This window comes from Rhizobium sp. CG5 (genome assembly GCF_023701945.1).
In the GTDB taxonomy this organism is placed as follows: Bacteria; Pseudomonadota; Alphaproteobacteria; order Rhizobiales; family Rhizobiaceae; genus Allorhizobium.
Genome location: NZ_JABAEF010000004.1, coordinates 93,871 through 117,679, shown reverse-complemented (window position 1 = coordinate 117,679; position 23,809 = coordinate 93,871). Strand labels below are relative to the sequence as shown.

Genomic DNA, 23,809 nt, shown 5'->3' with positions numbered 1-23,809 from the left:
GAGTCCTCGGGCCTCCCACCCTCGGGTCTAGTCTTGCCAGCGGCAGCCTGCTTCTTTAAGCGGCTGCGGCTTCCAGCATGTAATTCTCCAGTTCCGACGCTTCCTCAAGCGACAGGAACAGGCCTTGTTTGGTCCGGCGCCAGAGCACGTCCTCTGCACTCAGCGCCCATTCGCGCGACATCAGCCAGCGAATTTCGATAGCATACAATGTTCCGCCGAAATGGCGGCCGAGATCCTCGGTCCGGGCGGCCCCGCCCAGCATGTCGAAGGCGCAGGTGCCATAGTTGCGCACCAGCCGTCGGGCATGACGATCGGTCAGGAAAGCATAGCGGGCTTTCAATCCTGCGACCTCGGCCTCGTAACCGGTCACGGCAAAATCGCCGCCCGGCAGATGACTTGTACCTGTCCAGCCCTTGCCCTTTTCGCCGATCGCCTCGCCAATCTTCTCCAGCGCCGATTCGGCAAGCCGGCGATAGGTGGTCAGCTTGCCGCCGAACACGTTGAGCAGGGGTGCTGCACCCTCCGGCGTCTCCAGCTTCAGCACGTAGTCGCGCGTCGCCTCCTGGGCCATCGAGGCGCCGTCGTCATAGAGCGGCCGAACGGCCGAATAGGTCCAGACGATATCGGACGCCAGAACCGGCTCGGCGAAATATTCGCTGGCCGCGCTGCAGAGGTAGTCGATTTCCTGATCGCTGATCTTCACGTCCTTCGGATCGCCCAAATAATCCTGGTCGGTGGTGCCGATCAGGGTGAAATCCGTCTCGTAAGGAATAGCAAAAATGATGCGGTTGTCGGGGTTCTGGAAGAAGAAGGCGCGCGATCCCTCGAACTTCTTGCGAATGACGATATGGCTGCCCTGCACGAGGCGAACATTGTGGACATCGTTCTTGCCGACCGCATTGGCCAGTACCTTGTCCACCCAGGGACCGCCGGCGTTGACGATCATGCGCGCCTTGACGGTGCGCCGCGCGCCGCTGCGGCGGTCATCGACCTCGATCGTCCAGAGATCAGCGTCGCGCTTGGCCGATATGACCTTGGCGCGGCTCATGATTTCAGCACCGCGATCGGCGGCATCGCGCGCGTTGAGGACGACCATGCGCGCATCGTCAACCCAGCCATCCGAATATTCGAAGGCCTTGGCGAAGAGCGGCTTCAGGGGCTTGCCTGCCGGATCATGGCGCAGATCGAGCGTCTTGGTCGCCGGCAGCAGCTTGCGGCCGCCCAGGTGATCATAAAGGAACAGGCCGAGCCGGATCAGCCAGGCCGGGCGCACGCCGCCCTTTTGAAACGGCAGCACGAAGCGCATCGGCCAGATGATATGCGGCGCCATGGCCCACAGCACTTCGCGCTCCATCAGAGCTTCGCGCACCAGCCGGAATTCGTAATGTTCGAGATAGCGCAGGCCGCCGTGGATCAGCTTGGTGGCGCCGGAAGAGGTACCCGATGCGAAATCATTCATTTCGGCCAGCGCGACCGAATAACCACGACCCACAGCGTCACGGGCGATGCCGCAGCCATTGATGCCGCCGCCAATCACAAAGATATCGTAGACCTGCTGATCGGACACCCGTCTCTCCATTTTCGCATTGCAGCATTTTATTGCAGTTGCGAAACCCACTATAGCTAAAACGAAAATTAAACGAATGTCAAACGAAAGAGAAAATCCTATCTCTTTTATTCGGTACCGCCTTGTTTTGACGCGGTTTCCAGCAGCCGGACATCATTGTTAAGACAGATGGTGCGGATCGCTGCACTGTCGCATCGGTCGGTGATGAAGGTGTGAACCTGGGAGAGGTGGCCGATGCGCACCGGTGCGGCGCGCTCGAATTTGCTGGAATCAGCGACCAGGATGACATGGCGGGCATTGGCCATGATCGCCTGGGCAACCTTCACCTCTCGATAGTCATAGTCGAGAAGTGCGCCGTCCTGGTCAATCGCCGAGACACCGATCACCGCGTAATCGACCTTGAACTGGCGGATGAAATCGACCGCTGCCTCGCCGACGATACCACCATCCGAGCCGCGCACCACGCCGCCGGCAATCACCACTTCCATCGAGGGGAAGACGCGCAAGCGGTTGGCAACATTGATATTATTGGTGATGACCATCAATTCGCGGTGATCGAGCAGCGCATCGCCAACGGCCTCAGTCGTCGTGCCGATATTGATGAAGAGCGAGGCATTGTTGGGTATGAGGTCGGCCGCGGCCTTGCCGATCGCCTGCTTTTCCGGTGCTGCGATCGAGCGTCGCGCCTCGTAGCGGACGTTTTCGGCGCCGCTCGGGAAGATCGCCCCGCCATGGATGCGGGTCAGCGCGTGGGATTCGCAGAGGTCGTTCAGGTCCTTGCGGATGGTCTGCGGCGTGACCGCAAAGCGGATCGCCAGCTCTTCGACCAGCACCCGGCCTTCCGCTTTTGCAATGTCGAATATTTCCGTCTGGCGGCCCGTCAGAAACATTGGCCCCTCCCCGCTTTCGTTTTTCCTTCATCATAGAGAAAAACGAAAGCGGCGCAACGGCCCATGGAACTGAGGCACTCGGCGGAATGAACGGCGCCGTCTTGCCCAGGCTTTACGAAAATCATGCGTTGCGCAAGCGGCCCTGCATCAGATCGATCACGGCGCGGGCGGCTTCCAACACATTGGTGCCGGGGCCGAATACGGCGGCGACGCCGTTGTCGATGAGATATTGGTAATCCTGGCGTGGGATGACCCCGCCGACCACGACGATGATGTTTTCCGCACCCCTCTCCTTCAAGGCTGCAACCAGTTGCGGTGCCAGCGTGCGATGGCCGGCGGCCAGCGACGACATGCCGACCACATGCACCTTGCTCTTGATGGCCAGATCGGCCGCCTCTTCCGGGGTCTGGAACAGCGGGCCGGCCAGCACTTCAAAGCCGATATCGCCAAAGGCCGAGGCGATGATCTTGGCACCGCGATCGTGGCCATCCTGGCCGAGCTTGGCGACCATGATCTTCGGCTGGGCGCCGAGCGCCTTGGCAAAGTCGGCGAGCCGGGTGACGATTGTTTGATATTCCGGGTCGCCCTCGTAAGCCGCACCATAGACATCGCTGACGACTTCGGGCAAGGCGGCATGATCGCCAAACACGGCGCGCATGGCGTCGGAAATCTCGCCGACGGTGGCGCGGGCGCGGGCCGCCTCGACGGCTGCCTCCAGCAGGTTTCCGACACCGGACCGGGCGATGTCGCCGAGCCGGGCCAGCGTTTCCTCGACCTTTTTTTGATCGCGCTGGCGCTTGGTCTGCTCGATGCGTTTGACCTGCGCCAGGCGCACCGCCGTATTGTCGATCTGCAGGATATCGATCGGCTCTTCGTTTTCCAGACGATACTTGTTGACCCCGACGATGACCTCCTCGCCGCGGTCGACGGCGGCCTGGCGGCGGGTCGCCGCCTCCTCGATCATGCGCTTCGGCAGGCCTGTCGCCACCGCCTTGGTCATGCCACCCATGGCCTCGACCTCCTCGATCAGGGCCCAGGCCTTTTCGACAAGCTCGCTGGTCAGGCTTTCGACATAGTAGGAGCCGGCCAAGGGATCGACGACCTTGGTGACGCCGGTCTCGTGCTGCAGGATCAGCTGGGTGTTGCGGGCAATGCGGGCCGAGAATTCGGTGGGAAGCGCAATCGCCTCGTCCAGCGCATTGGTGTGCAGCGACTGGGTGCCGCCGAGGGCGGCCGACAGGGCCTCGTAAGCCGTGCGGATGACGTTGTTATAGGGATCCTGCTCCTGCAGCGACACGCCCGAGGTCTGGCAATGGGTGCGCAGCATCAAGGACGAGGCCTTTTTCGGCTCGAACTCCGTCATGATGCGCGACCAGAGCAGGCGCGCGGCCCGCAGCTTGGCGGCTTCCATGAAGAAATTCATGCCAATGGCGAAGAAGAACGACAGCCGACCGGCGAACTCGTCGACATTGAGCCCCTTGGCGAGGGCTGCCCGCACATATTCGCGGCCATCGGCCAGGGTGAAGGCCAGTTCCTGCACCAAAGTCGAGCCGGCTTCCTGCATGTGGTAGCCGGAAATCGAGATGGAATTGAACTTCGGCATCTCCCTGGCCGTATACTCGATGATATCGGCAATGATGCGCATCGAGGGTTCCGGCGGGTAGATATAGGTGTTGCGGACCATGAACTCCTTGAGGATGTCGTTCTGGATGGTGCCGGAGAGCTCGGCGCGCGCGCAGCCCTGTTCCTCGCCGGCGACGATGAAACTGGCCAGGATCGGAATGACCGCGCCGTTCATGGTCATCGATACCGACATGTCCTTCAGCGGAATGCTGTCGAACAGGATCTTCATGTCCTCGACGCTGTCGATCGCCACGCCCGCCTTGCCGACATCGCCGACGACGCGCGGATGATCGCTGTCATAACCACGATGGGTGGCCAGATCGAAGGCGACGGACAGTCCCTTCTGGCCGGCCGCCAGGTTGCGGCGGTAGAAGGCGTTCGATTCTTCGGCGGTGGAAAAGCCCGCATATTGGCGGATCGTCCAGGGCCGGCCGGCATACATGGTGGCACGGGGCCCACGCACATAGGGCGCAAAGCCCGGCAGCGAATCGAGGTGATCGATACCGGCTAAGTCCTCGACCGTATAGAGCGGCTTGACATCGATGCCTTCCGGCGTGTGCCAGGTCAGCGTCTCGGGCGCGGCCTTGATTTCTTTGGTTGCCAGGGATTCCCAGTCGGCGATCGTCTTATTGGTCATTGTTCCATCCCCCAACTCGATTGGTCTCGTTTGGTCGATTACGGCTGTTGCCTCAATGCTCAGCCGTCTCGCGGCGGTCGTTAAAATTGACCGAATTGCCGCTCGGTAGTATGCTGGGCCACTCAACCGGAGCGCCTTGCCATGTCCGTGAAAGCTTCTGTTTCCCTCTCTCCCCAGCAGGAGGAATTGGCCCGCAAGCTGGTCGAGGAAGGCCATTACTCCAGCCTCGCGGCCGTCGTGCAGCGGGGGCTCGAGCTCGTTCGCGAGGAAACGGAGATGCGGGAAGAGGACGTTGAGGCATTGCAAGCGCTGATTGAAGAGCGAAGGAAGGGTAAGTTTCTGACGGCCGAGGAAAGCAGTGCGCAGATCGAAGCGATGATCGCCCGGGTGAAGGCCTCTTATGGCCTTTAGGATCATTCGTTCCGAAGCGAGTATCCTTGACCTTGAGGTCATCTTTCGTCATCTCATCAGCAGCTATGTAACGCTCGGTGACGACCTGGGCGACGCGATACAGCGCGCAACGACCAGAATGCAGGCCGTTGATCGCGACATGAACAGCATTGCCCGGCTCCCTTATCAAGGAACGCTTTTTTCCGCAAAACGAGCGAGTGGCCTCAGGCATATCACCAAGAACAAGGTCATATTCTACTTCGAGGTCAGCGAGGAGCAGCAAGCCGTGCGCATCCTTGCCGTCTTTTTCGGCGGACAGGATCACCAGCGGCATATTCTGGCGCGGCTGGGCTCGGGGCACTGACTGTCTGGGCGAACATTTCGCCGCGGCGGCGCCTGTGCACTTACCGTCTCCTCGACAATGAGGAGAAAAGGATAGTTGTGGCATAGTGTGCCGTACGCCCGTCATCACCCCTCAAACTCCATAATCAACTCGTCCACCGCAAGGCTCTGTCCGGCCTTTACCGCCACCCTCTTCACCACGCCGCGCTTTTCCGCCTTGAGGATATTTTCCATCTTCATGGCCTCGACAGTGGCCAGCGCCTGGCCCGCCTCGACCTGTTCGCCTTCTGAGACCGCCACCGAGGTGATCACGCCGGGCATCGGGCAGAGCAGCATTTTCGACGTGTCGGGGGGGAGTTTTTCCGGCATCAGCCGCGCCAGTTCGGCAACGCGCTTGGAGCGGATGCGGGCCACCACTTCCATGCCGCGCCAGCGCAGCCGGACGGCTGCGCCGATCTGGTTGATCTTGATGCCCATGGCCTCGCCGCCGACGTGGAAGATCGTGTGTAACTGCCCCGGCACCCAACCGCCGGTCACCGAGAGTTTTTCGCCATCCGCAAAGCCGACGGCAACGCCATCGATACCGGTCGAGACCGTGACGGGAAACTCGAAGCCGCCGAGCGCCACCGACCAGTCATGGCCGACCTTGCGGCGGTGATTGTCGATCGTGCCGGAAATCAGCACGGCACGGTCCTGCAAGGTCTGATTGATGACGGCAGCGATGGCTGCGAGCTTGCGCGCATCGGCCTCGCTTGGCGCCACGCCGGTAAAGCCTCCGGCAAATTCCTCGGCGATGAAGGCGGTGGTGATCTTGCCGGAGCGGAAACGCGGATGCTGCATGACGGCCGAGAGGAAGGGCAGGTTATGGCCGATGCCCTCGACCTCGAAATTGTCGAGTGCGGCGCTCATGGCGTCGATGGCGGTCAGGCGATCCTTGCCCCAGGTGCAGAGCTTGGCGATCATCGGGTCGTAATACATCGAGATTTCGCCGCCCTCGAAGACGCCGGTATCGTTGCGCACGATCGTGCCGTCGTCCTGCTTGCCTTCAAGCGGCGGATGGTAGCGCGTCAGCCGGCCGATCGACGGCAGGAAGTTGCGGAAGGGATCCTCGGCATAAAGCCGGCTTTCCATCGCCCAGCCATTGAGTTTTACATCGTCCTGGCCAAAGGACAGTTTTTCGCCCGCGGCAACGCGGATCATCTGTTCGACGAGATCGAGACCGGTGATCAGTTCGGTGACGGGATGCTCGACCTGCAGGCGGGTGTTCATTTCGAGAAAATAGAAATTGCGATTGCCATCGACGATGAATTCGACCGTGCCGGCCGAATGATAGCCAACGGCCTTGGAGAGAGCCACGGCCTGCTCGCCCATGGCGCGGCGCGTCGCTTCATCGAGGAAAGGCGACGGGGCTTCCTCGATGACCTTCTGGTTGCGGCGCTGGATCGAGCATTCGCGCTCGCCAAGATAGAGCACGGTGCCATGCTTGTCGCCCAGCACCTGGATCTCGATATGGCGCGGCTCAGTGACGAACTTCTCGATGAAGATGCGGTCGTCGCCGAACGAGTTCTTCGCCTCGTTCTTGGAGGACTGGAAACCTTCGCGCGCCTCGGCCTCGTTCCAGGCGATACGCATGCCCTTGCCGCCACCGCCGGCCGAGGCCTTGATCATCACGGGATAGCCGATGCTATTCGATATCTTCACCGCCTCGTCGGCATCGGCAATCAGGCCCATATGGCCCGGCACGGTGGAGACGCCGGCTTCGGCCGCCAGCTTCTTCGAGGTGATCTTGTCGCCCATGGCCTTGATGGCGCCGACCGGCGGGCCGATGAAAATGACGCCGGACTTGTCAAGCGCCTCCGCGAAAGCGGCATTTTCCGACAGGAAGCCGTAGCCGGGATGCACCGCATCGGCGCCGGTCTGGCGGATCGCATCCATGATCCTGTCGATGACGATATAGGACTGGTTGGACGGCGCCGGACCGATATGCACGGCCTCGTCGGCCATGCTGACATGCAGCGCCTGCGCATCCGCATCGGAATAGACGGCGACCGTCTTGATGCCCATCTTCTTCGCCGTCTTGATGACCCGGCAGGCAATTTCGCCACGGTTGGCGATGAGGATTTTGGAGATCATGGTCTTTTGACTTCCGTTGCGTCTTCGAAGGCTTGCGGGAAATTCTTGCGCGCCAGGCTGGCATTGAGTTTCAGCAGGGCGAAATACGATGTCGGGTCGAAGGCCCGTTCGGCCGGCAGCAGTTCGCGGCCGAACAGGCGGCACAGGCGTTCGCCGTCGAGATTGCCGCGCTGGAATGGTTCAGTGCCGAAATGGCGCCAAAGGGCCTGCACGAACTCGATATCGGCAAGGGCCACCGTCTTGTCCATGGTGCGCTGGCGCGGCCAGGCGGTCAAAGGCGTAACCTTGGAATTGGCCCGGCGAATGGTGAATTGCCATTGGGTTCCGAGCAATCCAGCCGGAAAGCCCGTATGCTTGGGCATCAGCGTTTCCTTGGCCATCAGCGACCCCGCCTGCGGATTTTATCGAGCCTCATGTCAGATTTCCATCACGTCTTCGAAGGCTTCGGGAAAGTTCTTGCGCCCGACCCTCTCATCGATCTTCAGCAGAGCTTCATAGGAGGTCGGATCGAACGGGTTTTCGGCCGGCACCACCTCGCGGCCAAACAGCAGGTTCAACCGTCCGGCATCGAGATTGCCACGCTCAAAGGGCTCTGCGCCAAAATGGTGCCAGAGCGCATGCAGGAAGGCGGCGTCGACCTTCTGCTCGATGGTGTTGGGACGGGCGAGCCGCTGCAGGACTTTTAGCGGCGTCGCCCCTTTTTCGTTTGCCCGGCGAATGGTGAAATGATGGCCATGGCCCGGCAGGCCGGAGGGAAACCCCCTGTGTTTTGTCATCTCGGGATATTTGGCCATCATAGTCTCCTCAAGCCTTGGCTTGCTGGGTAATCTTGTCCTGCGTCTTCAAATCGAAGTCGGAGGCGTCGTGACGCTCATGCAGTTGCTCGGACAATGCGCCCGATGTCTTGTTGACCATGACACCGCGCTTAACGGCGGGACGGGCGGCCACCTGTTTTGTCCAGCGCTGGACATGCTCGTATTCGTCGACCGACAGGAAGGTGCCTGCATCATCATAGGCACCGTGCAGCGCCAACCGGCCATACCAGGGCCAGATCGCCATATCCGCGATGGTGTAGGCACTGCCGGCCATGAACTCGTTGTCGGCGAGATGGCGGTTGAGCACGTCCATCTGACGCTTGGCTTCCATGGCGTAGCGGTCAATGGCATATTGGATCTTCATCGGCGCATAGCTGTAGAAATGGCCGAAGCCGCCGCCGAGGAAGGGGGCCGACCCCATCTGCCAGAACAGCCAATTCAGGGTTTCGGCACGGGCGCGGATTTCGGTCGGCAGGAAAGCATCGAATTTTTCGGCGAGATAGGTCATGATCGACGCGGATTCGAACAACCGGATCGGCTGGCCGCCATCGCTCGGCGCATGGTCCATCAGCGCCGGGATCTTGGAATTCGGGTTGACCTCGACGAAGCCCGAACCGAACTGGTCGCCCTTGCCGATATTGATCAGCCAGGCGTCGTATTCCGCACCTTCGTGACCCGCGGCCAGCAGTTCTTCCAGCAGGATTGTCACTTTCTGGCCATTGGGCGTGGCCAGCGAATAGAGCTGCAGCGGATGCTTGCCGACCGGACGTTCCTTCTCGGTCTGGGCTCCGGCGGTCGGGCGGTTGATGCTGGCAAAGGCGCCGCCATTGCCAGGCTCCCAGGTCCAGACCTTGGGGGGCACATAGCCGGCGGGAAGATTTTTCTCAGGCGGAAATTTTTCGTCGGTCATGAAAACTGTCCTCTTCTCGTGCTGACGCCTTGGGCGCGCCGAGACCTATATAGGCTTTTGCCGTCGTTTTTGCCCAGTCACAACGGGATCGTGTCGTGTTTCTTCCAGTGGGTCGCCACCTGCTTGTTGCGCAGCGACGCAAAGGCCCGGGCGATGCGGCGACGCGACGAGTGCGGCATGATCACCTCGTCAATGAAGCCGCGCTCAGCCGCCTTGAAGGGATTGGCGAAGTTGATCTCGTATTCCTTCGTGCGCGCCGCGATTTTGTCCGGGTCGCCCAGTTCCGAGCGATAGAGGATTTCGGTGGCGCCTTTGGCCCCCATCACGGCGATTTCGGCCGTCGGCCAAGCATAGTTGATATCGGCGCCGATATGTTTCGAGGCCATGACGTCATAGGCGCCGCCATAGGCTTTGCGGGTGATCAGCGTGACCATGGGGACGGTCGCCTGGCTATAGGCAAACAGCAGTTTCGCGCCATGCTTGATGACGCCGCCATATTCCTGGGCGGTGCCCGGCAGGAAGCCCGGCACGTCGACCAGCGTCAGGATCGGGATGTTGAAGGCATCGCAGAAGCGCACGAACCGGGCCGCTTTGCGGGACGAGTCGATGTCGAGGCAGCCGGCCAGCACCATCGGCTGATTGGCGACGACGCCGACCGTCTGGCCTTCCATGCGAATGAAGCCGGTGATGATGTTGCGGGCAAAGGCCTCCTGGATCTCGAAGAAATCGCCCTCGTCGGCCAATGCCAGGATCAGTTCCTTCATGTCATAGGGCTTGTTGGAACTGTCGGGGATCAGCGTGTCGAGACGGGCCTCGACGCGGGCCGGATCGTCGTGGAACGGGCGGACCGGCGGCTTTTCGCGGTTGTTCAAGGGCAGGAAATCGAACAGCAGGCGGACCTGCTCCAGGGTTTCGATGTCGTTTTCATAGGCGCCATCGGCGACCGACGACTTCTTCGTATGGGTACCGGCACCGCCGAGCTCTTCGGCCGTGACAATCTCGTTGGTGACGGTCTTCACCACGTCGGGACCGGTCACGAACATGTAGGAGGAATCACGCACCATGAAGATGAAATCGGTCATGGCGGGCGAATAGACGGCGCCGCCGGCGCAGGGGCCCATGATGACGGAGATCTGCGGCACAACGCCCGAGGCATCGACATTGCGCTTGAAGACATCGGCATAGCCGGCCAGCGAAGCGACGCCTTCCTGGATGCGCGCGCCGCCCGAATCATTGAGGCCAATCACCGGGGCGCCGTTCTTCATCGCCATGTCCATGATCTTGCAGATCTTCTGGGCATGGGTTTCCGACAGGGAACCGCCGAGCACGGTGAAATCCTGGGAAAAGACATAGACCTGGCGGCCATTGATCGTGCCCCAGCCGGTAACGACGCCATCGCCGGCGATCTTCTGCTCGGCCATGCCGAAATCGACGGCGCGATGGGTGACATACATGTCGTATTCTTCAAACGAGCCTTCATCCAGCAGCACGTCGATGCGTTCGCGCGCCGTCAGCTTGCCCTTGGCGTGCTGGGCCGCGATGCGCTTTTCGCCGCCACCCAGATGCGCCTCGGCCCGACGTGTCTCGAGCTGATCTAGAATTGTCCGCATGGAACCTCCCGCTTGTCTTGTCCTTTTGGGGACCGACGTTGCCTTTAAACCGGTCTGGTTGCAAAGAAAATGATTGAACGGGTGCGTTTGTGGATTAATGTAATTGCAAATAGCGAAATGCGAAATTGCGAATGGCAATCGGGAAACTCTTCATCGGACGAAAAGTGCGCGAATTGCGGGTGGCGAGCCTTGCGACGCAGGCGCAATTTGCCGAGAAGATCGGCATTTCGACCAGCTACCTCAACCAGATCGAGAACAACCAGCGGCCGGTCTCGGCCGCCGTGCTTTTGGCGCTGGCGGAAAAATTCCAGATCGACATAGGGGCGCTGTCGTCAGGGCAGAACGACCGCCTGCTGTCGGCACTGACCGAAGCGCTTTCGGATCCGCTGTTCGAGACCTATTCGCCCAATCTGCAGGAATTGAAGCTGGTAGCCCAGAATGCTCCAGGCCTTGCCCATGCGCTGATCACCTGTCACCAGGCCTATCGGCGCAATAGCGAGCAATTGGCGAGTTATGACGACCGGATCGGCAATCCGGTTGGACCGGTCGAGGTCACGCCCTATGAAGAGGTGCGGGATTTCTTCCATTTCGTCGACAATTACATCCATGACCTGGACCTGTCCGCTGAGACCCTGGCAACCAGCCTCGGGCTTGGCGACGATGACAATCATGGGCTGCTGGTCCGCTATCTGGAAGAGCGGCACGGCGTGCGCTGCGCCCGCGCCGATATCGGCGACGGCGTGATCCGTCGTTTCGATGCCAAGGCGCGCATCCTGCGGCTCAACCCCTATGCGCCGCCGGCAACCCGCAACTTCCAGATCGCCGTTCAGATCGCACAATTGCATGCGGCCGATATCATCGAGACCGTGTTGCGCGGCGCCAATCTGCGCAGCGAGGAAGCCGCCGATATCTGTCGGATCGGGCTGCAGAACTATTTCGCCGGCGCGCTGCTTCTGCCCTATCGCGGCTTCCTGACGGCAGCGCGCGAATTGCGCCATGATATCGAACTGCTCGCCGTGCGCTTCGGCACGTCGCTCGAGCAGATCTGTCACCGGCTGAGCACGTTGCAGCGACCCGGGATGAAGGGCATACCGATCTTTTTTGCGCGGCTCGACCGGGCCGGCAACATCACCAAGCGGCACAGCGCCGCCAAGCTGCAATTTGCCCGCTTCGGGGCGGCCTGTCCGCTGTGGAATGCCCATGAAGCTTTTGAAGCGCCGGGCCGCATCATCCGGCAATTGGCGGAAACACCGGATGGCGTGCGCTATCTCTGCCTGGCGACCCTGGTCAGCAAAGGCTGGGGCGGGTTCAAGGCGGCACAGCCGCGCTTTGCCCTGTCGTTCGGCTGCGAGATCACCTATGCGGAAAACTTCGTCTATGCCGACAATCTCGATATCACCAGCAAGCCTGCCTTCGATCCGATCGGCATTTCCTGCCGGATCTGCGAGCGCGAGGATTGCGCCAGCCGCGCCGTGCCGCCATTCAAGCGCCGGTTGCTGATCAATCCAGATCTGCGCGAGACGACGCCTTATCGCCTCGGCTGACCCCTTGAGGTCACGCCATCAGCCGCGACGTCACGAGATAGCCGGCGGCCGCCGCAAGACCGGTCAGCACCGTTCCCCAGGCCATATCGACGACGCTCACCGACAGCGACCAGTTCTTCAAGGTCGAGAGATTGGTCATGTCATAGGTGCCATAGGCGATGAAGCCGAGAATGGCGCCGGAGACCAGCGCATTCACCCAGTTGCTCCCATTCAGCGCCGGTGCCACCGCGAAATAGACGATGCCGGCGATGTAGAAGAGATAGAACAGACCCGCCGCCATAAAATTCGGCTGGGCCAGCATCAGATCGCCGATGCGGGACTTGTAGAAACCTGTGGCGACGCGCGACAGCCAGAGGAAATCCAGACCGAAGAACACGACGGCTGTCGAGATATAGGCCAGAAGATAGGTCGTCATGGATGTCGCTCCTGCTGATGTTGCCGGCCGGACCTCATATCCCCAGAACGGGTTGAACGAGCCGCAGCAGCCAGCTGCGGAATTTCAATGGCGCATCGGTGACCGCCAGGCAGATGCAATCCTCGCCTTCGTTGGCGATCGGCTGATGCATCAGCGTTTCATCGGCATCCTCGATATCGCCGCGATGGAATTCGCCCTCTTCGTCATGGAAGCTGCCGGCCAGAACCAGCGTCAGTTCGCGTCCGCCATGGCTATGCTCGGGCACTGGCTTGCCGGCTGGAATGCGCAGCAGCCGCACGCTGGTCTCGCCATCCTTGGTGCGGATGGGGATATGATAGGCGCCGCGGCCGAGCGGCCGCCATTTCAGGTCCGCCCCATCGCCACCAAGATAGGACCGCAAGGGTTCCGGCAACAGTGGCGCCTGTGAGGTCGCGGGCGGATTTGGCTTCGCGGCGACAGCGGCCACGGTTACACCCGGACCGTCGCCCTGCATTCTGGCTTTCATCTTTTCCCAGGATGCGGCGTCGCTGCCGGCAACCGTTGCCGTCGTGTTCGGCAGGGCTTCAAGCAACATGCCGGCTGCCGCTTCCATGCCCTTGAGGCGGCGGCGGCAGGCCGGGCACAGTGCCAGATGGGTGGCAACGGCCAGGCTCCAGCCTTCTGCCAAGGTGCCGGAGGCATAGTCGAGCAGCAATTCGTCGCTGATATGATGGTGGATCGTCATGGGCGATCCTCCAGGGCGGCGCGAAGCTTGGCAAAAGCCATGCGAATTCGCGACTTCACCGTTCCCAGCGGAATGTCGAGTTCCTTGGCGATGGCGCTATGGGAGGCATCGTTGAAAAAGGAGCGCTTCAACAGATCGAGCTGCTCCTGCGGCAGGCTCAGCATGGCGCGGTGCAGGCGCTCGGCTTCCTGTCGGTCTTCCAGCTGCACATCGGCTGCCGCCTCATCATCGGGCACAAAAGCCGGGTCGTTCGGATCGAAGTCCGGCCGGCGATCCTTGCGATAGGCGGATACCCTTAGGTTTCGCGCGATCGTGAAGATCCAGGCCGAAACGTTGCCGCGCTGCGGATCAAACAGGTTGGCCTTGTTCCAGACCATCATCATGGTTTCCTGCATCAATTCCTCTGCCGCCTGCCCGTCGCGCGATTGCCGCGCCATGTAGGAGCGCACCCGCGGGGCGTAATAACGGAACAATTTTTCAAATGCCTCGACGCTTCTGTCCCGACCAACGGCGGCCAGCAACGCGGACATATCCTCTGTTTCCAAATCCATGACCATTCCGTTCGAGCGGGTCCGACAGCCCGCATTCTTGCCTGGCGACCGGGTGAGAGGTCGGGCCATCGCTTTGTATCCATTGTGGCATTCTACAGCCGGTAGGGAAACGGTCATTGTCATGCAGCCTATTACGCGGCACCGTGCAGGCTGGATCATGGCCAGATCAAAAATGAACAATCCAGCAATCCGCTTCTCCGGAAGTTGCGTACTCAATTCGAGTGACAGCAAAATGATCGTGTGGAGAACAGGCTTGGACAACGACATCTTCGCCCAAAGAGGGAGCCGCAAAGTGGCCGTGATCGGATCGGGAGTTTCCGGCCTTTCAGCTGCCTGGCTGCTGTCCAGGCATTGCGACGTCACGCTCTATGAAGCCGACAACCGACTGGGTGGCCATGCCAATACCGTCGAAATTCGCTTCGGTCTGGATGTGATATCGGTGGATACCGGTTTCATCGTCTACAACGACCGCAACTATCCCAATCTGGTGGCGCTGTTTAAGCACCTTGGCGTGCCGACCGACGGCTCGAACATGTCCTTTGCTGCGTCGCTGGACGATGGCCGGTTTGAATATTCCGGCTGCGGCCTGTCCGGACTGCTCGGCCAGCGCAGCAATGCCTTTCGCCCAAGATTCTGGCGCATGGTGTCGGATCTGCTGCGCTTTTACAAAGAGGCCCCCGGACTTCTGGAGCGCAAGGAGCTGCAAAGCGCAACGATCGGCGATTATCTCGACGCCAATCGCTATAGCCAGGCCTTTGTCGAGGATCACCTCATGCCGATGGGAGCGGCGATCTGGTCGTCCTCGGCTAACGACATGCGCGGCTATCCGCTGCATGCCTTCATCCGCTTCTTCGTCAACCACGGTCTCGTGGTGTTGAAAGACCGCCCGCAATGGCGGACTGTCAAGGGCGGGAGCCGCGCCTATGTCAGCCGACTGCTGGCGGATTTCAAAGGTACGATCCGACAGAATACGCCGGTTGCCAATATTATCCGGAACGGCGGAAAGGTGACGGTCACCGATATCCATGGCCATAGCGACCAGTTCAGCGACATCGTGATCGCCACCCATGCGGACCAGGCGCTTTCCATGCTCGGCGATGCCGATCAGCGCGAACGCGCTCTTCTGGGTGCCTTCGACTACACCCCCAATACGGCCGTGCTGCATTCCGACATCCGCCTGATGCCGAAGCGCAAACAGGTCTGGGCCAGCTGGAACTATATCGCTACCCGTCAACAGTCCGGCGACAGCCCGCTTTGCGTGACCTACTGGATGAACCAGTTGCAAAATCTCGACCCGTCGGTGCCGCTGTTCGTTACCCTCAACCCGTCGCGCGCCATCGATCCGGCCAAGATCCACGGGACGTTCCACTATGCCCATCCGCTGTTCGACCAGAAGGCGATGGCGGCGCAGAAAGAGCTTTGGCAATTGCAGGGCCGGCACAATACCTGGTTCTGCGGCGCGCATTTCGGCGCCGGCTTTCACGAAGACGGGCTGCAATCCGGCCTGGCTGCGGCGGAAGACCTGGCCGGGATCCGCCGGCCTTGGTCCGTCAAGGACGAGTCGGCACGCATTCATCTTGGGCCACGCAGCCTGAACCTGATGGCAGCGCAATGACCCTGAACTCGGCACTCTACAGGGGAGAGGTGGTGCATGCCCGGCACAAGCCGCGGCGGCACAGGCTTCGCTACAATGTCTTTTGCCTGCTGCTCGATCTCGACGAATTGCCGGGGCTCGACGGCTCGCTGCGCCTATTCGCTCATAACCGCTGGGGTATTTTCAGCTTTCGCGACAGCGACCACGGGCTGGGCGAGACGGGGCGCCTGAAACAGTGGGTGGCCGGCCACCTCAAGGAGGCCGGGCTCGCTGTCGATAAATTGCAGGTCGAGGTGCTCTGCTATCCCCGCATCTTCGGCTATGTGTTCAATCCGCTGACGGTCTATTTCTGCCATGGACCGGACAGAGTGTTGCGAGCGATCCTCTACGAGGTCTGCAATACCTTTGGCGAGCGACATACCTATGTGATTCCGGCCACGGCGGAAGCCGATGGCAGCGTTAAGCATACCTGCGCCAAGGAAATGTATGTTTCGCCCTTCATCCCGATGGAGTGCAGCTACCAGTTCAAAATCGCGCCGCCCTCCGAGCGCGTACAGGTGAGCATCAACGAGGCCGATGGCGAAGGACCGCTGCTCTATGCGTCCTTTGCCGGCAAAAGGCGGGAAATGACCGACCGCGAGCTGCTGCAAGCGTTTATCACCTATCCGCTGATGACCCTCAAGGTCATGGGCGCCATTCACTGGGAAGCCCTGCGCCTCTGGTTCAAGGGCGTGCCGCTCTACCGCCACAAGGCGGCAAACCAGCGCATTGCCAGTTCCATCATTGCCCCGAAAACCGAAAGCGGGAGTACGCCGACATGAGCCATGCCGAACAACAGACCTCGCCGCTGATCGTGGGGGCCGCACCGCTCTGGCAAAGGCTGATGTGCCGCTGGGCGGCGCGCCTTGGCCATGGCCGGCTGACCATTATCTTTCCTGGTGGCCGCGAACACACGGTCCAGGGCAGACATGCAGGCCCGACGGCCGTCCTGCGGCTCAACAATGCCCGGCCGGTTCGCCGCATGGTGTCCGGCGGCAGCCTCGGGTTCGCGCGATCCTACATGGATGGCGATTGGGATAGTCCCGATGTCAGCGCCTTCCTGCAACTGGTCATCACCAACGAAAACCATTGGCGCTCGCTGATGGCACCATCGGCGCTGCTGGGCCGCTTTGCACTGCTGCGCCACAAGCTGCGACGCAATTCCAAAGCCGGCAGCCGGCGCAACATCGCCTTTCACTACGATCTGGGCAACCAGTTCTACCGCCACTGGCTGGACGAGACGATGACCTATTCATCGGCGCTCTATGCCCATGACAACCAGCCGCTGGCCAATGCGCAGAATGCCAAATATGCCAGGATCGTCGAGGCCCTGAAGATCGGCCCGGACGACCATGTGCTGGAGATCGGCTGCGGCTGGGGTGGTTTTGCCGACTATGCGATCCGCACCACCGGCTGCCGGGTCACCGGGCTGACGCTCTCCAAGCAGCAGGCGACTTATGCCCGCGACCGGCTGCAGAAGGCCGGGCTCGCGGACAAGGCCGATATCCGGCTGGAGGACTATCGCGACTGCCAGGGGCAATTTTCCAAGATCGTGTCGATCGAGATGTTCGAGGCGGTCGGCGAGGAGAATTGGCCGGTCTATTTCGACCGCGTCCATACGCTGCTGGAGCCGAACGGCCGGGCGATGATCCAGGTCATTACCATCGATGATAACAGGTTCGACCACTATCGTCGCAATGCCGATTTCATCCAGACCTATATCTTCCCCGGCGGCATGCTGCCGTCTGTGTCACGGTTCGAGACAGCGGCTGCGGCCGGCGGGGTCGGCGTGACGTCGGCCTTCCGCTTCGGGCTCGACTACGAGCGGACGCTGCTTGCCTGGGACCGCGCCTTTATCGCCAATTGGGCGAAGATCGCGCCGCTCGGTTTTGACGAACGCTTCTTCCGCATGTGGCGCTATTACCTCCACTATTGCGCGGCGGGCTTCCGCAGCGGGCGGCTTGATGTGGTGCAGTTCGAACTCGCCAAGGCTTGAACGCATAAGAGGCGGGACACGTCCCGCCTCTCGATCCTATGATTTCAGAGCCTACCCTCAATCCTTGCGCAGCATGCGGCGGGTCAGCGCAAAGCGCAGGCGATGCGGCAGGATCCGCAGGATCTTCAGCGACAGCACCATTTTCCATGGGAAAGCGATTTCGAAGCGCTCGGCGGCAAGGCCTCGGGCGATGTAATCGGCCGCCTCGTCCGCCGTGATCAGAAACGGCATCGGAAAATCGTTTTTGGCCGTCAGCGGCGTCTCCACGAAGCCGGGATTGACCAGGCTGAGGCGAACGCCCTTGGCCTCCAATTCCGGATAAAGCGCCTCGCACATATTGATCAGCGCCGCCTTGGTCGCGCCATAGTGGGCGGCACCCGGCAGACCGACATAACCGGAGACAGAGGACACCACGGCAATATGACCGGAACCGCGGCCGACCATGTCGGCGATCATGGCCTCCAGGCAATAGGCCGTGCCCATGATGTTGAGCTCGACCATGCCGGCCAATTGCCGGCTATCGAAATGGCTGGCGCTGTCGCGCGCATAGGTGCCCGCACACAAGACCGCCAGATCGATCGGCCCCATCGCAACTGTGATCGCCTGTGTCAAAGCCTTCACGGCGTCCGGGTCGGTGATATCAAGCGGATAGCTGGCGATCCTGTCGGGCGCTTCGCGCACCAGATCGTCCAGCGCCTCGACGCTACGGGCGCTGGCGGCAACCCGCCAGCCATCGCGAACCAGCCTCAAAGCCAGCGCCCGGCCGATGCCTGAGCTGGCACCGGTGATCCAGGCCAGTTTGCCGGTTTGCCTATTCGGCTGGGATTGCGCTTCGGCACTCATGATTTGCCAACCCGGCGGAATTCCACCTTGGTCAGCGCGACCGGCAGGCCGAACTTGGTCACCAGCGCGGTGTTCACCACCGTGCCGTCCGGTTTCAGCGTCATGGTGTCATGGAAGCGCACCTTGTTGGCCTTCTTCGCCGGATCGAGATAGACCAGATAGGTAAAGCGCGCCTTGTTGCCGCGGAGCGTCACCTTCGTTTCTCCGACCACGTCTTCGCGGGTGCCGGTATAGGTCGTCGGACTGGTCTTGGTGAAGCGCCAGGTCTTGCGGTCGCGCGTGCCGTCGTCGAACTGGAAGTCTTCACGCAAGGTCAACGTCCGGCCATCCCACTGCCCCGTGAGATCCACTTCGAATTTCCGGCTGATGCCATTGATGGCCTTGAAGCTGCCGGTCGCTTCCGTCTTGCCGCGAAAATAGTCCTCGAAGCGGAAATCCGCTGCTTCGGCCGAATGGGTGAAGGATAAGAGGCTCATGGTCATTCCCGTCAGAGCGATTGCCAGACTGCGCATCGTCGATCTCCTTGTGTGGTTAAGCCCAATACGCCGGAACCGACCTTGCGGATTTGCAGACACCGGTGATAGCGCTCACCAATCGATCGGTGCGCCGTCATAGGCGAAGAAGCCGCCGGATTCCTCTGCTCCCAGCCCGTCCAGAACAGAAAGCAGCCGTGCCGCGCTGTCTTGCGGCGCCAGCCGCTCATGGCCGCCTGAGAATTTTTCCGACAGCGTCGTGGCGACCGTGCCGGGATGCAGCGCCACGACGAGGGATTGCGGATTGCCGCGGGTGATCTCGATGGCGGAGGTGCGGATGATCTGGTTGAGTGCCGCCTTGGCGGCACGATAGGATATCCAGCCGCCCAGCCGGTTGTCGCCGATCGAACCGACGCGGGCCGACAGCGCTGCAAACACGGCACGGCGGTTCTTCGATAGCAGCGGCGCGAAATGCTTCAGCACCAGCGCCGGGCCAATGGCGTTCAGCGCAAACTGCCTTGCCATGACCTCGGCATCGAGGGCGCGGATGGTCTTTTCCGGGCCGCGCCCCTCGATGGTTAGGGCACCCGTGGCGCAGACAATCACATCGAAGGACTGGCCAGCGGACGCGAAAGCCTCGGCCGCATTTTTGATGCTGGTCTCGTCCGTGACATCGAACCCGTCGTCACGCCGCGACAGACGGGAAAGACCGCGGCAGGCCGGGTCCGCAGCGAGCACCTGGCAGAAGGCCGAGCCAATGCCGCCGGAGGCGCCGATGATCAGGGCGTTGTAGCTGTCGCCCAGGGATGTCATGCCTTGAAATGCCTGCACGGCGCGTTCCTCAATGGTGAAAACACCCAAAACGACACCGCCCCAAGATCCGGAACATAAAGGCGTGCGTATTGTTCTTTGTATTACGCAAACGTCGCCGTCACCGGATCATCAAAGGAGCCAGAATGATGAATTATCGTCTCCTGACAATTTGTATCGCCCTCCTGGCCTTGACTGCCGCCGATAGCGCGTCGGCCGCACAAGAGCGCTATAGCGCGGACGATATCCGGCAAGGCATTGTCGGTCGCCGGATCTATCTCGCGGCGCCAATGGGCGGCGAGTTTCCGCTCAACTATCGGCTCGATGGCAAGGTCGACGGCACCGGCGAAGCGCTCGGCCTCGGCCGGCTCGCCAAGCCGAAGGATACCGGCACCTGGTGGGTGGAGGGCGACCAGCTCTGCCAAAAGTTCCAGACCTGGTACAAAGGCCAGCCGATGTGTTTCGAGCTCTACAAGACGGGCGAAAACACGCTGAAATGGATCCGCAACAACGGCCAGACCGGCACGGCGCGCATCGGCAACAGCCTGTGACCGGGCCGTTTGTGCTGACGGGCCGTGTCAACGGCCCCTGCCCCGCTTAGCGATCTTCACGTGATGATGAAAACAATACCCTTCGCGCTTGATGGCGCGAAGGGTTTTGCTGTTGACGGCGACTGGGTCGCCTGTTTGCGAGCATTTCTCGCCAGTGCGGGTTACATGCCCAGCAGTCTCGGCAGGAAGAGCGAGATTTCCGGGATGTAGGTGACCGCCACCAGGAAGGCGAGCATGGTCATCAGCCACGGCATGACGGCGACCGTCAGCTCGGTGATGCCCATCTTGGTGATGCCCGCAGCCACGTAGAGATTGAGGCCGACGGGCGGATGGCACATGCCGACCTCCATGTTGACGACGATCATGATGCCGAAATGGACCGGATCGATACCGAGGCGCACCGCCACGGGAAAGAGGATCGGCGCCATGATCAGCACGATCGAGGAGGGCTCCATGAAATTGCCGGCGGCCAGCAGCAGGATGTTGACGGCAATCAGGAACATCCACCAGTTCAGGCCGGAACTGACCATCCATTCGCCCAATGCCTGCGGGATGTTCTCATGGGTCATCAGGAAAGAGAACAGCACCGCATTGGTGATGATGTAGAGCAGCATGGCCGACATATTGGCCGACGACAGAAGCACGCGCGGCAGATCCGAGAACTTGAGATCCTTGTAGACGAAGACGGCGATGATGAAGGCATAGACCGCGCTCATGGCCGCCGCTTCGGTCGGGGTGAAGAGGCCCGAATAAATGCCGCCGATGACGATGACGATCAGCAGAAGGCCCCAGGCCGCCTTGCGGAAGGCCTGCCAGCGCTGGACCCAGTTGGCCCGGGCAAGGCGCGGATAGCCGAACTTGTAGGCACGCCACCAGGTGGTCGCGGCCAGCAGCGAGGCGAGGATCAGTCCGGGGATGACGCCGGCCATGAACAGTTCGCCGACCGAGGCCGAGGAGACGATCTGGCCGTCCGGCCCGGTTGCCTGCATGCCAGACGTGGCAACCGAATACATAACCATGACGATCGACGGCGGGATCAGGATGCCGAGTGCCCCCGACGTGGTGATGACGCCGGCACCGAATTGCTTGGGAAAACCCTGGCGCTGCATGGCCGGCAGGATGACGGCACCGATGGCAACGACGGTTGCCGGCGACGAGCCGGAGACCGCAGCAAACAGGGCGCAGGCAATCACGCCCGCCAGACCGAGGCCACCATGCCAATGGCCGACCATGGAGGTGGCAAAATTGATCATCCGTCGGGCGACGCCGCCATGGGTCAGGAAGTTGCCGGCGAGAATGAAGAACGGGATCGCCATGATCTCGAATTTCTCGATGCCGGTGAAGAGTTTCAACGCCACGGTATCGATCGGCACGGCGGTCATGGTGAAGAGGAAGACGAGAACCGTCAGGCCAAGCGCGATCGAAATCGGCATGCCGGTCAGCATCAGGGCGATCAGTCCGCTAAAGATAAGGGCAGCGCTCATGGCTCAACGGTCCTTCGCAGTCAGCGGGCTGGCGATAATGGCCTCGGCCTCTTCATCCATGCCATCGACATGGCCGTGATCGTGATGGGGCAATTCGCCGGTGTGCCAGAAATTCCAGGCAACCTGCAGGAAGCGGAAACACATCAGCCCCGAACCGAGCGGAATGGCCAGGTAGACAAGCCACATCGGCAGCTCGAGATCCGGGGAAATGGCCGAGGTGTGGTACATGTGGAAAACGAAATTGCCGCCGAGCGACGCGATGATGCCGGTAAACAGCGCGCCGGCCAAGAGGCCGAACAGAACCATTCTGGCCCTGCTCTTGGGCTCCAGCATGTTGATGATCACGTCGATGCCGACATGGATGCCGGTCCGAACGCCATAGGCCGCTCCGAATTTCGCCATCCACACGAAGAGGATGATGCAGAGTTCCTGAGCCCAGACCAGATTGACCGATCGCAACCCGAAATAGAGCGTTCGCGAAAAGCCCATCAGCCAGGTCAGCTCGTGGGCGCGCGAGTAGTTGACCATGTCGGCGAAAATGCCAAGCGTGTAGCGGTGGGCAACGGCGGCAAAGATGATCAAGGTCGCCGCCGCGATCAGCGAGGCGATCAGGATCTCTTCGAGCCTGTCGAGAATTCGAAGCATGGGAGCCAATCCCTTAATTGTGACGGTTGAGCCTCGCCACGCATGGAGGCGAGCGACGGCACGGTGCTGTATTGAAAAAGGCGGAGGCCTTAGGCCCGGCATTCGGGTCGGCGATGGGTCTCCGCAGAGCGAAAACGCCAGACATCCGACGGGTGCTGCCCCCTTGGGCGCAGCACCCGGATCAGAGCGCCTTAGTTGACGGCGCCGGTTTCCTGCTGAACGCGCTTGACGAGTTCGGCACCGATGCGTTCGCCCATTTCGTCGTGGACGGGCAACAGGGCCTTGCGCCAGGACTCGCGCTCGTCAGCGGTCATCTCATGGAACTCGGTCTTGCCGACAGCCTTCATGGCGTCCAGCGCCTTCTCGTTTTCCTGCTTGGCAATGCCGTTGGCGTATTCGGTCGCTTCGGTCATCGCCTTTTCGAGATTGCCGCGCACGTCGGCCGGCAGTTCGTCCCAGAATTTCTTGTTCACGATCACCGCATAGCCGAGATAGCCATGGTTGGAGATCGTGGCGTGCTTCTGCACCTCATGCATCTTCTGGGTGTACATGTTGGACGGCGGGTTTTCCGTGCCGTCGACAACGCCGGTCTGCAGGGCCTGATAGACTTCGGAGAAGGCCAGAACCTGCGGCACGGCGCCGAGCGCGTTCATCTCGGCTTCGAGAACCTTTGACGACTGGATGCGCATTTTCAGACCGAGGAAATCGTCCGCGGTGTGAAGCGGGCTATTGGCGCTCATGATCTTGAAGCCGTTGTCCCAGAAGGCCAGTCCCTGGATGCCCTTTTCACCGAGCTTGTCGAGCAGTTCCTTGCCGATCGGCCCATAGGTGATCTTGTGCAGGCCTTCATAGTCCGGGAAAATATAGGGAAGGTCGAAGACTTCGAAATCCTTCAGACCCAGCGGTCCGAACTTGGCCAGCGACGGCGCCAGCATCTGCACGGCGCCGAGCTGCAGGGCTTCCAGTTCTTCCTTGTCCTTGTAGAGCTGCGAATTCGGATAGACCTCGATCTTGACCGCGCCGCTTGTGTATTTCTCCGCGAGTTCCTTGAACTTGTCGGCGCCCTTGCCCTTCGGCGTATCGGGTGCCACGACATGGCTGAACTTGATGATGATCGGATCGGCAGCGCTGGCCGCCGAGGCCAGGAATGACGCCGAAACGGCCACGGCTGCTGCCGTGCGCATGAGTACGCGACGAGTGAACATGGTTTTCTCCTCCAGTTG

24 protein-coding genes are annotated in these 23,809 nt (G+C 61.1%); 7 read left to right on the top strand and 17 right to left on the bottom strand.

Translation table 11 applies throughout. The features are described 5' to 3' along the window. Positions 1-55: 55 nt before the first annotated feature. The 3 genes from glpD to scpA all read right to left on the bottom strand — a co-directional run bounded on the left by glpD (position 56) and on the right by scpA (position 4,717). Complete coding sequence (glpD, locus tag HGO38_RS08550; protein ID WP_284739357.1) at positions 56-1,579, bottom strand: glycerol-3-phosphate dehydrogenase; 1,524 nt, start codon at positions 1,577-1,579, stop codon at positions 56-58. A 95-nt stretch (positions 1,580-1,674) separates the two neighbouring features. Beyond that, on the bottom strand, positions 1,675-2,457 hold the full coding sequence (locus HGO38_RS08545) for a DeoR/GlpR family DNA-binding transcription regulator (protein ID WP_250955469.1): 783 nt from the start codon (positions 2,455-2,457) through the stop codon (positions 1,675-1,677). 121 nt (positions 2,458-2,578) lie between these two features. After that, complete coding sequence (gene scpA / locus HGO38_RS08540) at positions 2,579-4,717, bottom strand: methylmalonyl-CoA mutase (protein ID WP_250955468.1); 2,139 nt, start codon at positions 4,715-4,717, stop codon at positions 2,579-2,581. A gap of 141 nt (positions 4,718-4,858) precedes the next feature. Between scpA and HGO38_RS08535 the strand changes: the two genes are divergently transcribed. Together HGO38_RS08535 and HGO38_RS08530 are read left to right on the top strand one after the other, a co-directional pair. Next, positions 4,859-5,128 carry a ribbon-helix-helix domain-containing protein gene (locus HGO38_RS08535; protein WP_250955467.1) on the top strand — a complete coding sequence of 90 codons (270 nt, stop codon included), beginning with the start codon at positions 4,859-4,861 and terminating at the stop codon, positions 5,126-5,128. After that, a complete protein-coding gene (locus HGO38_RS08530; protein ID WP_250955466.1) occupies positions 5,118-5,471 on the top strand; it encodes a type II toxin-antitoxin system RelE/ParE family toxin in 354 nt (117 codons plus the stop codon). The genes HGO38_RS08535 and HGO38_RS08530 overlap by 11 nt, the downstream gene beginning before the upstream one ends. 104 nt (positions 5,472-5,575) lie before the next feature. Here HGO38_RS08530 and HGO38_RS08525 read toward each other — a convergent pair whose 3' ends face one another. The 5 genes from HGO38_RS08525 to HGO38_RS08505 all read right to left on the bottom strand — a co-directional run bounded on the left by HGO38_RS08525 (position 5,576) and on the right by HGO38_RS08505 (position 10,917). Beyond that, the gene (locus HGO38_RS08525; protein ID WP_250955465.1) at positions 5,576-7,582 is read right to left on the bottom strand and encodes an acetyl-CoA carboxylase biotin carboxylase subunit; all 2,007 of its coding nucleotides are present in this window, start codon (positions 7,580-7,582) and stop codon (positions 5,576-5,578) included. Further along, positions 7,579-7,944 carry a hypothetical protein gene (locus HGO38_RS08520; RefSeq protein ID WP_502941519.1) on the bottom strand — a complete coding sequence of 122 codons (366 nt, stop codon included), beginning with the start codon at positions 7,942-7,944 and terminating at the stop codon, positions 7,579-7,581. Before HGO38_RS08520 ends, HGO38_RS08525 begins: the two co-directional genes overlap by 4 nt. A 54-nt stretch (positions 7,945-7,998) precedes the next feature. Beyond that, entirely contained in the window at positions 7,999-8,376 is a 378-nt protein-coding gene (locus HGO38_RS08515) for a hypothetical protein (RefSeq protein ID WP_250955463.1), read from the bottom strand. A gap of 10 nt (positions 8,377-8,386) precedes the next feature. Then, positions 8,387-9,307 carry a glutathione-dependent disulfide-bond oxidoreductase gene (gene yghU, locus HGO38_RS08510; RefSeq protein ID WP_250955462.1) on the bottom strand — a complete coding sequence of 307 codons (921 nt, stop codon included), beginning with the start codon at positions 9,305-9,307 and terminating at the stop codon, positions 8,387-8,389. A 77-nt stretch (positions 9,308-9,384) separates the two neighbouring features. Beyond that, positions 9,385-10,917 (bottom strand): acyl-CoA carboxylase subunit beta, encoded by a 1,533-nt coding sequence (locus tag HGO38_RS08505; protein ID WP_250955461.1) that lies wholly within the window; start codon positions 10,915-10,917, stop codon positions 9,385-9,387. Positions 10,918-11,048: 131 nt separating this feature from the next. On the opposite strand from HGO38_RS08505, the gene HGO38_RS08500 reads away from it, so the two are divergent. After that, positions 11,049-12,461 (top strand): helix-turn-helix domain-containing protein, encoded by a 1,413-nt coding sequence (locus HGO38_RS08500; protein ID WP_250955460.1) that lies wholly within the window; start codon positions 11,049-11,051, stop codon positions 12,459-12,461. A gap of 10 nt (positions 12,462-12,471) precedes the next feature. Here HGO38_RS08500 and HGO38_RS08495 read toward each other — a convergent pair whose 3' ends face one another. The 3 genes from HGO38_RS08495 to HGO38_RS08485 are packed head-to-tail and all read right to left on the bottom strand — an operon-like array spanning position 12,472 to position 14,412. Further along, entirely contained in the window at positions 12,472-12,876 is a 405-nt protein-coding gene (locus tag HGO38_RS08495; RefSeq protein WP_250955459.1) for a DUF2177 family protein, read from the bottom strand. A gap of 34 nt (positions 12,877-12,910) precedes the next feature. Next, entirely contained in the window at positions 12,911-13,600 is a 690-nt protein-coding gene (locus tag HGO38_RS08490; RefSeq protein WP_250955458.1) for a ChrR family anti-sigma-E factor, read from the bottom strand. Then, positions 13,597-14,412 carry a sigma-70 family RNA polymerase sigma factor gene (locus HGO38_RS08485; protein ID WP_352230466.1) on the bottom strand — a complete coding sequence of 272 codons (816 nt, stop codon included), beginning with the start codon at positions 14,410-14,412 and terminating at the stop codon, positions 13,597-13,599. The genes HGO38_RS08490 and HGO38_RS08485 overlap by 4 nt, the downstream gene beginning before the upstream one ends. On the opposite strand from HGO38_RS08485, the gene HGO38_RS08480 reads away from it, so the two are divergent. Genes HGO38_RS08480 through HGO38_RS08470 form a run of 3 tightly spaced genes read left to right on the top strand, consistent with a single transcriptional unit; the run spans position 14,405 to position 17,780 of the window. Continuing rightward, positions 14,405-15,766 carry an NAD(P)/FAD-dependent oxidoreductase gene (locus HGO38_RS08480; RefSeq protein ID WP_250955457.1) on the top strand — a complete coding sequence of 454 codons (1,362 nt, stop codon included), beginning with the start codon at positions 14,405-14,407 and terminating at the stop codon, positions 15,764-15,766. The two genes, HGO38_RS08485 and HGO38_RS08480, sit on opposite strands and share 8 nt — an antisense overlap. Further along, positions 15,763-16,566 carry a DUF1365 domain-containing protein gene (locus HGO38_RS08475; protein ID WP_250955456.1) on the top strand — a complete coding sequence of 268 codons (804 nt, stop codon included), beginning with the start codon at positions 15,763-15,765 and terminating at the stop codon, positions 16,564-16,566. Before HGO38_RS08480 ends, HGO38_RS08475 begins: the two co-directional genes overlap by 4 nt. Then, a complete protein-coding gene (locus HGO38_RS08470) occupies positions 16,563-17,780 on the top strand; it encodes an SAM-dependent methyltransferase (RefSeq protein WP_250955455.1) in 1,218 nt (405 codons plus the stop codon). The genes HGO38_RS08475 and HGO38_RS08470 overlap by 4 nt, the downstream gene beginning before the upstream one ends. A 57-nt stretch (positions 17,781-17,837) precedes the next feature. On the opposite strand, the gene HGO38_RS08465 is transcribed toward HGO38_RS08470, so the two are convergent. The 3 genes from HGO38_RS08465 to HGO38_RS08455 form a co-directional block, all read right to left on the bottom strand. After that, on the bottom strand, positions 17,838-18,623 hold the full coding sequence (locus HGO38_RS08465; RefSeq protein ID WP_250955454.1) for an SDR family NAD(P)-dependent oxidoreductase: 786 nt from the start codon (positions 18,621-18,623) through the stop codon (positions 17,838-17,840). Then, on the bottom strand, positions 18,620-19,135 hold the full coding sequence (locus HGO38_RS08460) for a DUF3833 family protein (RefSeq protein WP_250955453.1): 516 nt from the start codon (positions 19,133-19,135) through the stop codon (positions 18,620-18,622). Before HGO38_RS08460 ends, HGO38_RS08465 begins: the two co-directional genes overlap by 4 nt. 75 nt (positions 19,136-19,210) lie before the next feature. Further along, positions 19,211-19,909, bottom strand: coding sequence for an SDR family NAD(P)-dependent oxidoreductase (locus HGO38_RS08455; protein WP_250955675.1), 699 nt, complete (start codon positions 19,907-19,909; stop codon positions 19,211-19,213). A 146-nt stretch (positions 19,910-20,055) separates the two neighbouring features. On the opposite strand from HGO38_RS08455, the gene HGO38_RS08450 reads away from it, so the two are divergent. Beyond that, the gene (locus HGO38_RS08450) at positions 20,056-20,457 is read left to right on the top strand and encodes a hypothetical protein (RefSeq protein WP_250955452.1); all 402 of its coding nucleotides are present in this window, start codon (positions 20,056-20,058) and stop codon (positions 20,455-20,457) included. Positions 20,458-20,618: 161 nt separating this feature from the next. Here the strand turns inward: HGO38_RS08450 and HGO38_RS08445 are convergent, their stop codons facing one another. From HGO38_RS08445 to HGO38_RS08435, 3 genes are all read right to left on the bottom strand, one after another. After that, positions 20,619-21,941, bottom strand: a complete 1,323-nt coding sequence (locus HGO38_RS08445; protein ID WP_250955451.1) for a TRAP transporter large permease — start codon at positions 21,939-21,941, stop codon at positions 20,619-20,621. 3 nt (positions 21,942-21,944) lie between these two features. Further along, positions 21,945-22,586, bottom strand: coding sequence for a TRAP transporter small permease (locus HGO38_RS08440; protein WP_250955450.1), 642 nt, complete (start codon positions 22,584-22,586; stop codon positions 21,945-21,947). Between the two features lie 191 nt (positions 22,587-22,777). Then, the gene (locus tag HGO38_RS08435; RefSeq protein WP_502941518.1) at positions 22,778-23,791 is read right to left on the bottom strand and encodes a TRAP transporter substrate-binding protein; all 1,014 of its coding nucleotides are present in this window, start codon (positions 23,789-23,791) and stop codon (positions 22,778-22,780) included. Positions 23,792-23,809 lie beyond the last annotated feature (18 nt).

Coding starts and splice junctions, on each gene's coding strand:
- glpD (WP_284739357.1), bottom strand. CDS start 1,579: ATGGAGAGACGGGTGTCCGATCAGCAGGTCTACGATATCTTTGTGATT.
- HGO38_RS08545 (WP_250955469.1), bottom strand. CDS start 2,457: ATGTTTCTGACGGGCCGCCAGACGGAAATATTCGACATTGCAAAAGCG.
- scpA (WP_250955468.1), bottom strand. CDS start 4,717: ATGACCAATAAGACGATCGCCGACTGGGAATCCCTGGCAACCAAAGAA.
- HGO38_RS08535 (WP_250955467.1), top strand. CDS start 4,859: ATGTCCGTGAAAGCTTCTGTTTCCCTCTCTCCCCAGCAGGAGGAATTG.
- HGO38_RS08530 (WP_250955466.1), top strand. CDS start 5,118: ATGGCCTTTAGGATCATTCGTTCCGAAGCGAGTATCCTTGACCTTGAG.
- HGO38_RS08525 (WP_250955465.1), bottom strand. CDS start 7,582: ATGATCTCCAAAATCCTCATCGCCAACCGTGGCGAAATTGCCTGCCGG.
- HGO38_RS08520 (WP_502941519.1), bottom strand. CDS start 7,944: ATGCCCAAGCATACGGGCTTTCCGGCTGGATTGCTCGGAACCCAATGG.
- HGO38_RS08515 (WP_250955463.1), bottom strand. CDS start 8,376: ATGGCCAAATATCCCGAGATGACAAAACACAGGGGGTTTCCCTCCGGC.
- yghU (WP_250955462.1), bottom strand. CDS start 9,307: ATGACCGACGAAAAATTTCCGCCTGAGAAAAATCTTCCCGCCGGCTAT.
- HGO38_RS08505 (WP_250955461.1), bottom strand. CDS start 10,917: ATGCGGACAATTCTAGATCAGCTCGAGACACGTCGGGCCGAGGCGCAT.
- HGO38_RS08500 (WP_250955460.1), top strand. CDS start 11,049: ATGGCAATCGGGAAACTCTTCATCGGACGAAAAGTGCGCGAATTGCGG.
- HGO38_RS08495 (WP_250955459.1), bottom strand. CDS start 12,876: ATGACGACCTATCTTCTGGCCTATATCTCGACAGCCGTCGTGTTCTTC.
- HGO38_RS08490 (WP_250955458.1), bottom strand. CDS start 13,600: ATGACGATCCACCATCATATCAGCGACGAATTGCTGCTCGACTATGCC.
- HGO38_RS08475 (WP_250955456.1), top strand. CDS start 15,763: ATGACCCTGAACTCGGCACTCTACAGGGGAGAGGTGGTGCATGCCCGG.
- HGO38_RS08470 (WP_250955455.1), top strand. CDS start 16,563: ATGAGCCATGCCGAACAACAGACCTCGCCGCTGATCGTGGGGGCCGCA.
- HGO38_RS08465 (WP_250955454.1), bottom strand. CDS start 18,623: ATGAGTGCCGAAGCGCAATCCCAGCCGAATAGGCAAACCGGCAAACTG.
- HGO38_RS08460 (WP_250955453.1), bottom strand. CDS start 19,135: ATGCGCAGTCTGGCAATCGCTCTGACGGGAATGACCATGAGCCTCTTA.
- HGO38_RS08455 (WP_250955675.1), bottom strand. CDS start 19,909: ATGACATCCCTGGGCGACAGCTACAACGCCCTGATCATCGGCGCCTCC.
- HGO38_RS08450 (WP_250955452.1), top strand. CDS start 20,056: ATGAATTATCGTCTCCTGACAATTTGTATCGCCCTCCTGGCCTTGACT.
- HGO38_RS08445 (WP_250955451.1), bottom strand. CDS start 21,941: ATGAGCGCTGCCCTTATCTTTAGCGGACTGATCGCCCTGATGCTGACC.
- HGO38_RS08440 (WP_250955450.1), bottom strand. CDS start 22,586: ATGCTTCGAATTCTCGACAGGCTCGAAGAGATCCTGATCGCCTCGCTG.
- HGO38_RS08435 (WP_502941518.1), bottom strand. CDS start 23,791: ATGTTCACTCGTCGCGTACTCATGCGCACGGCAGCAGCCGTGGCCGTT.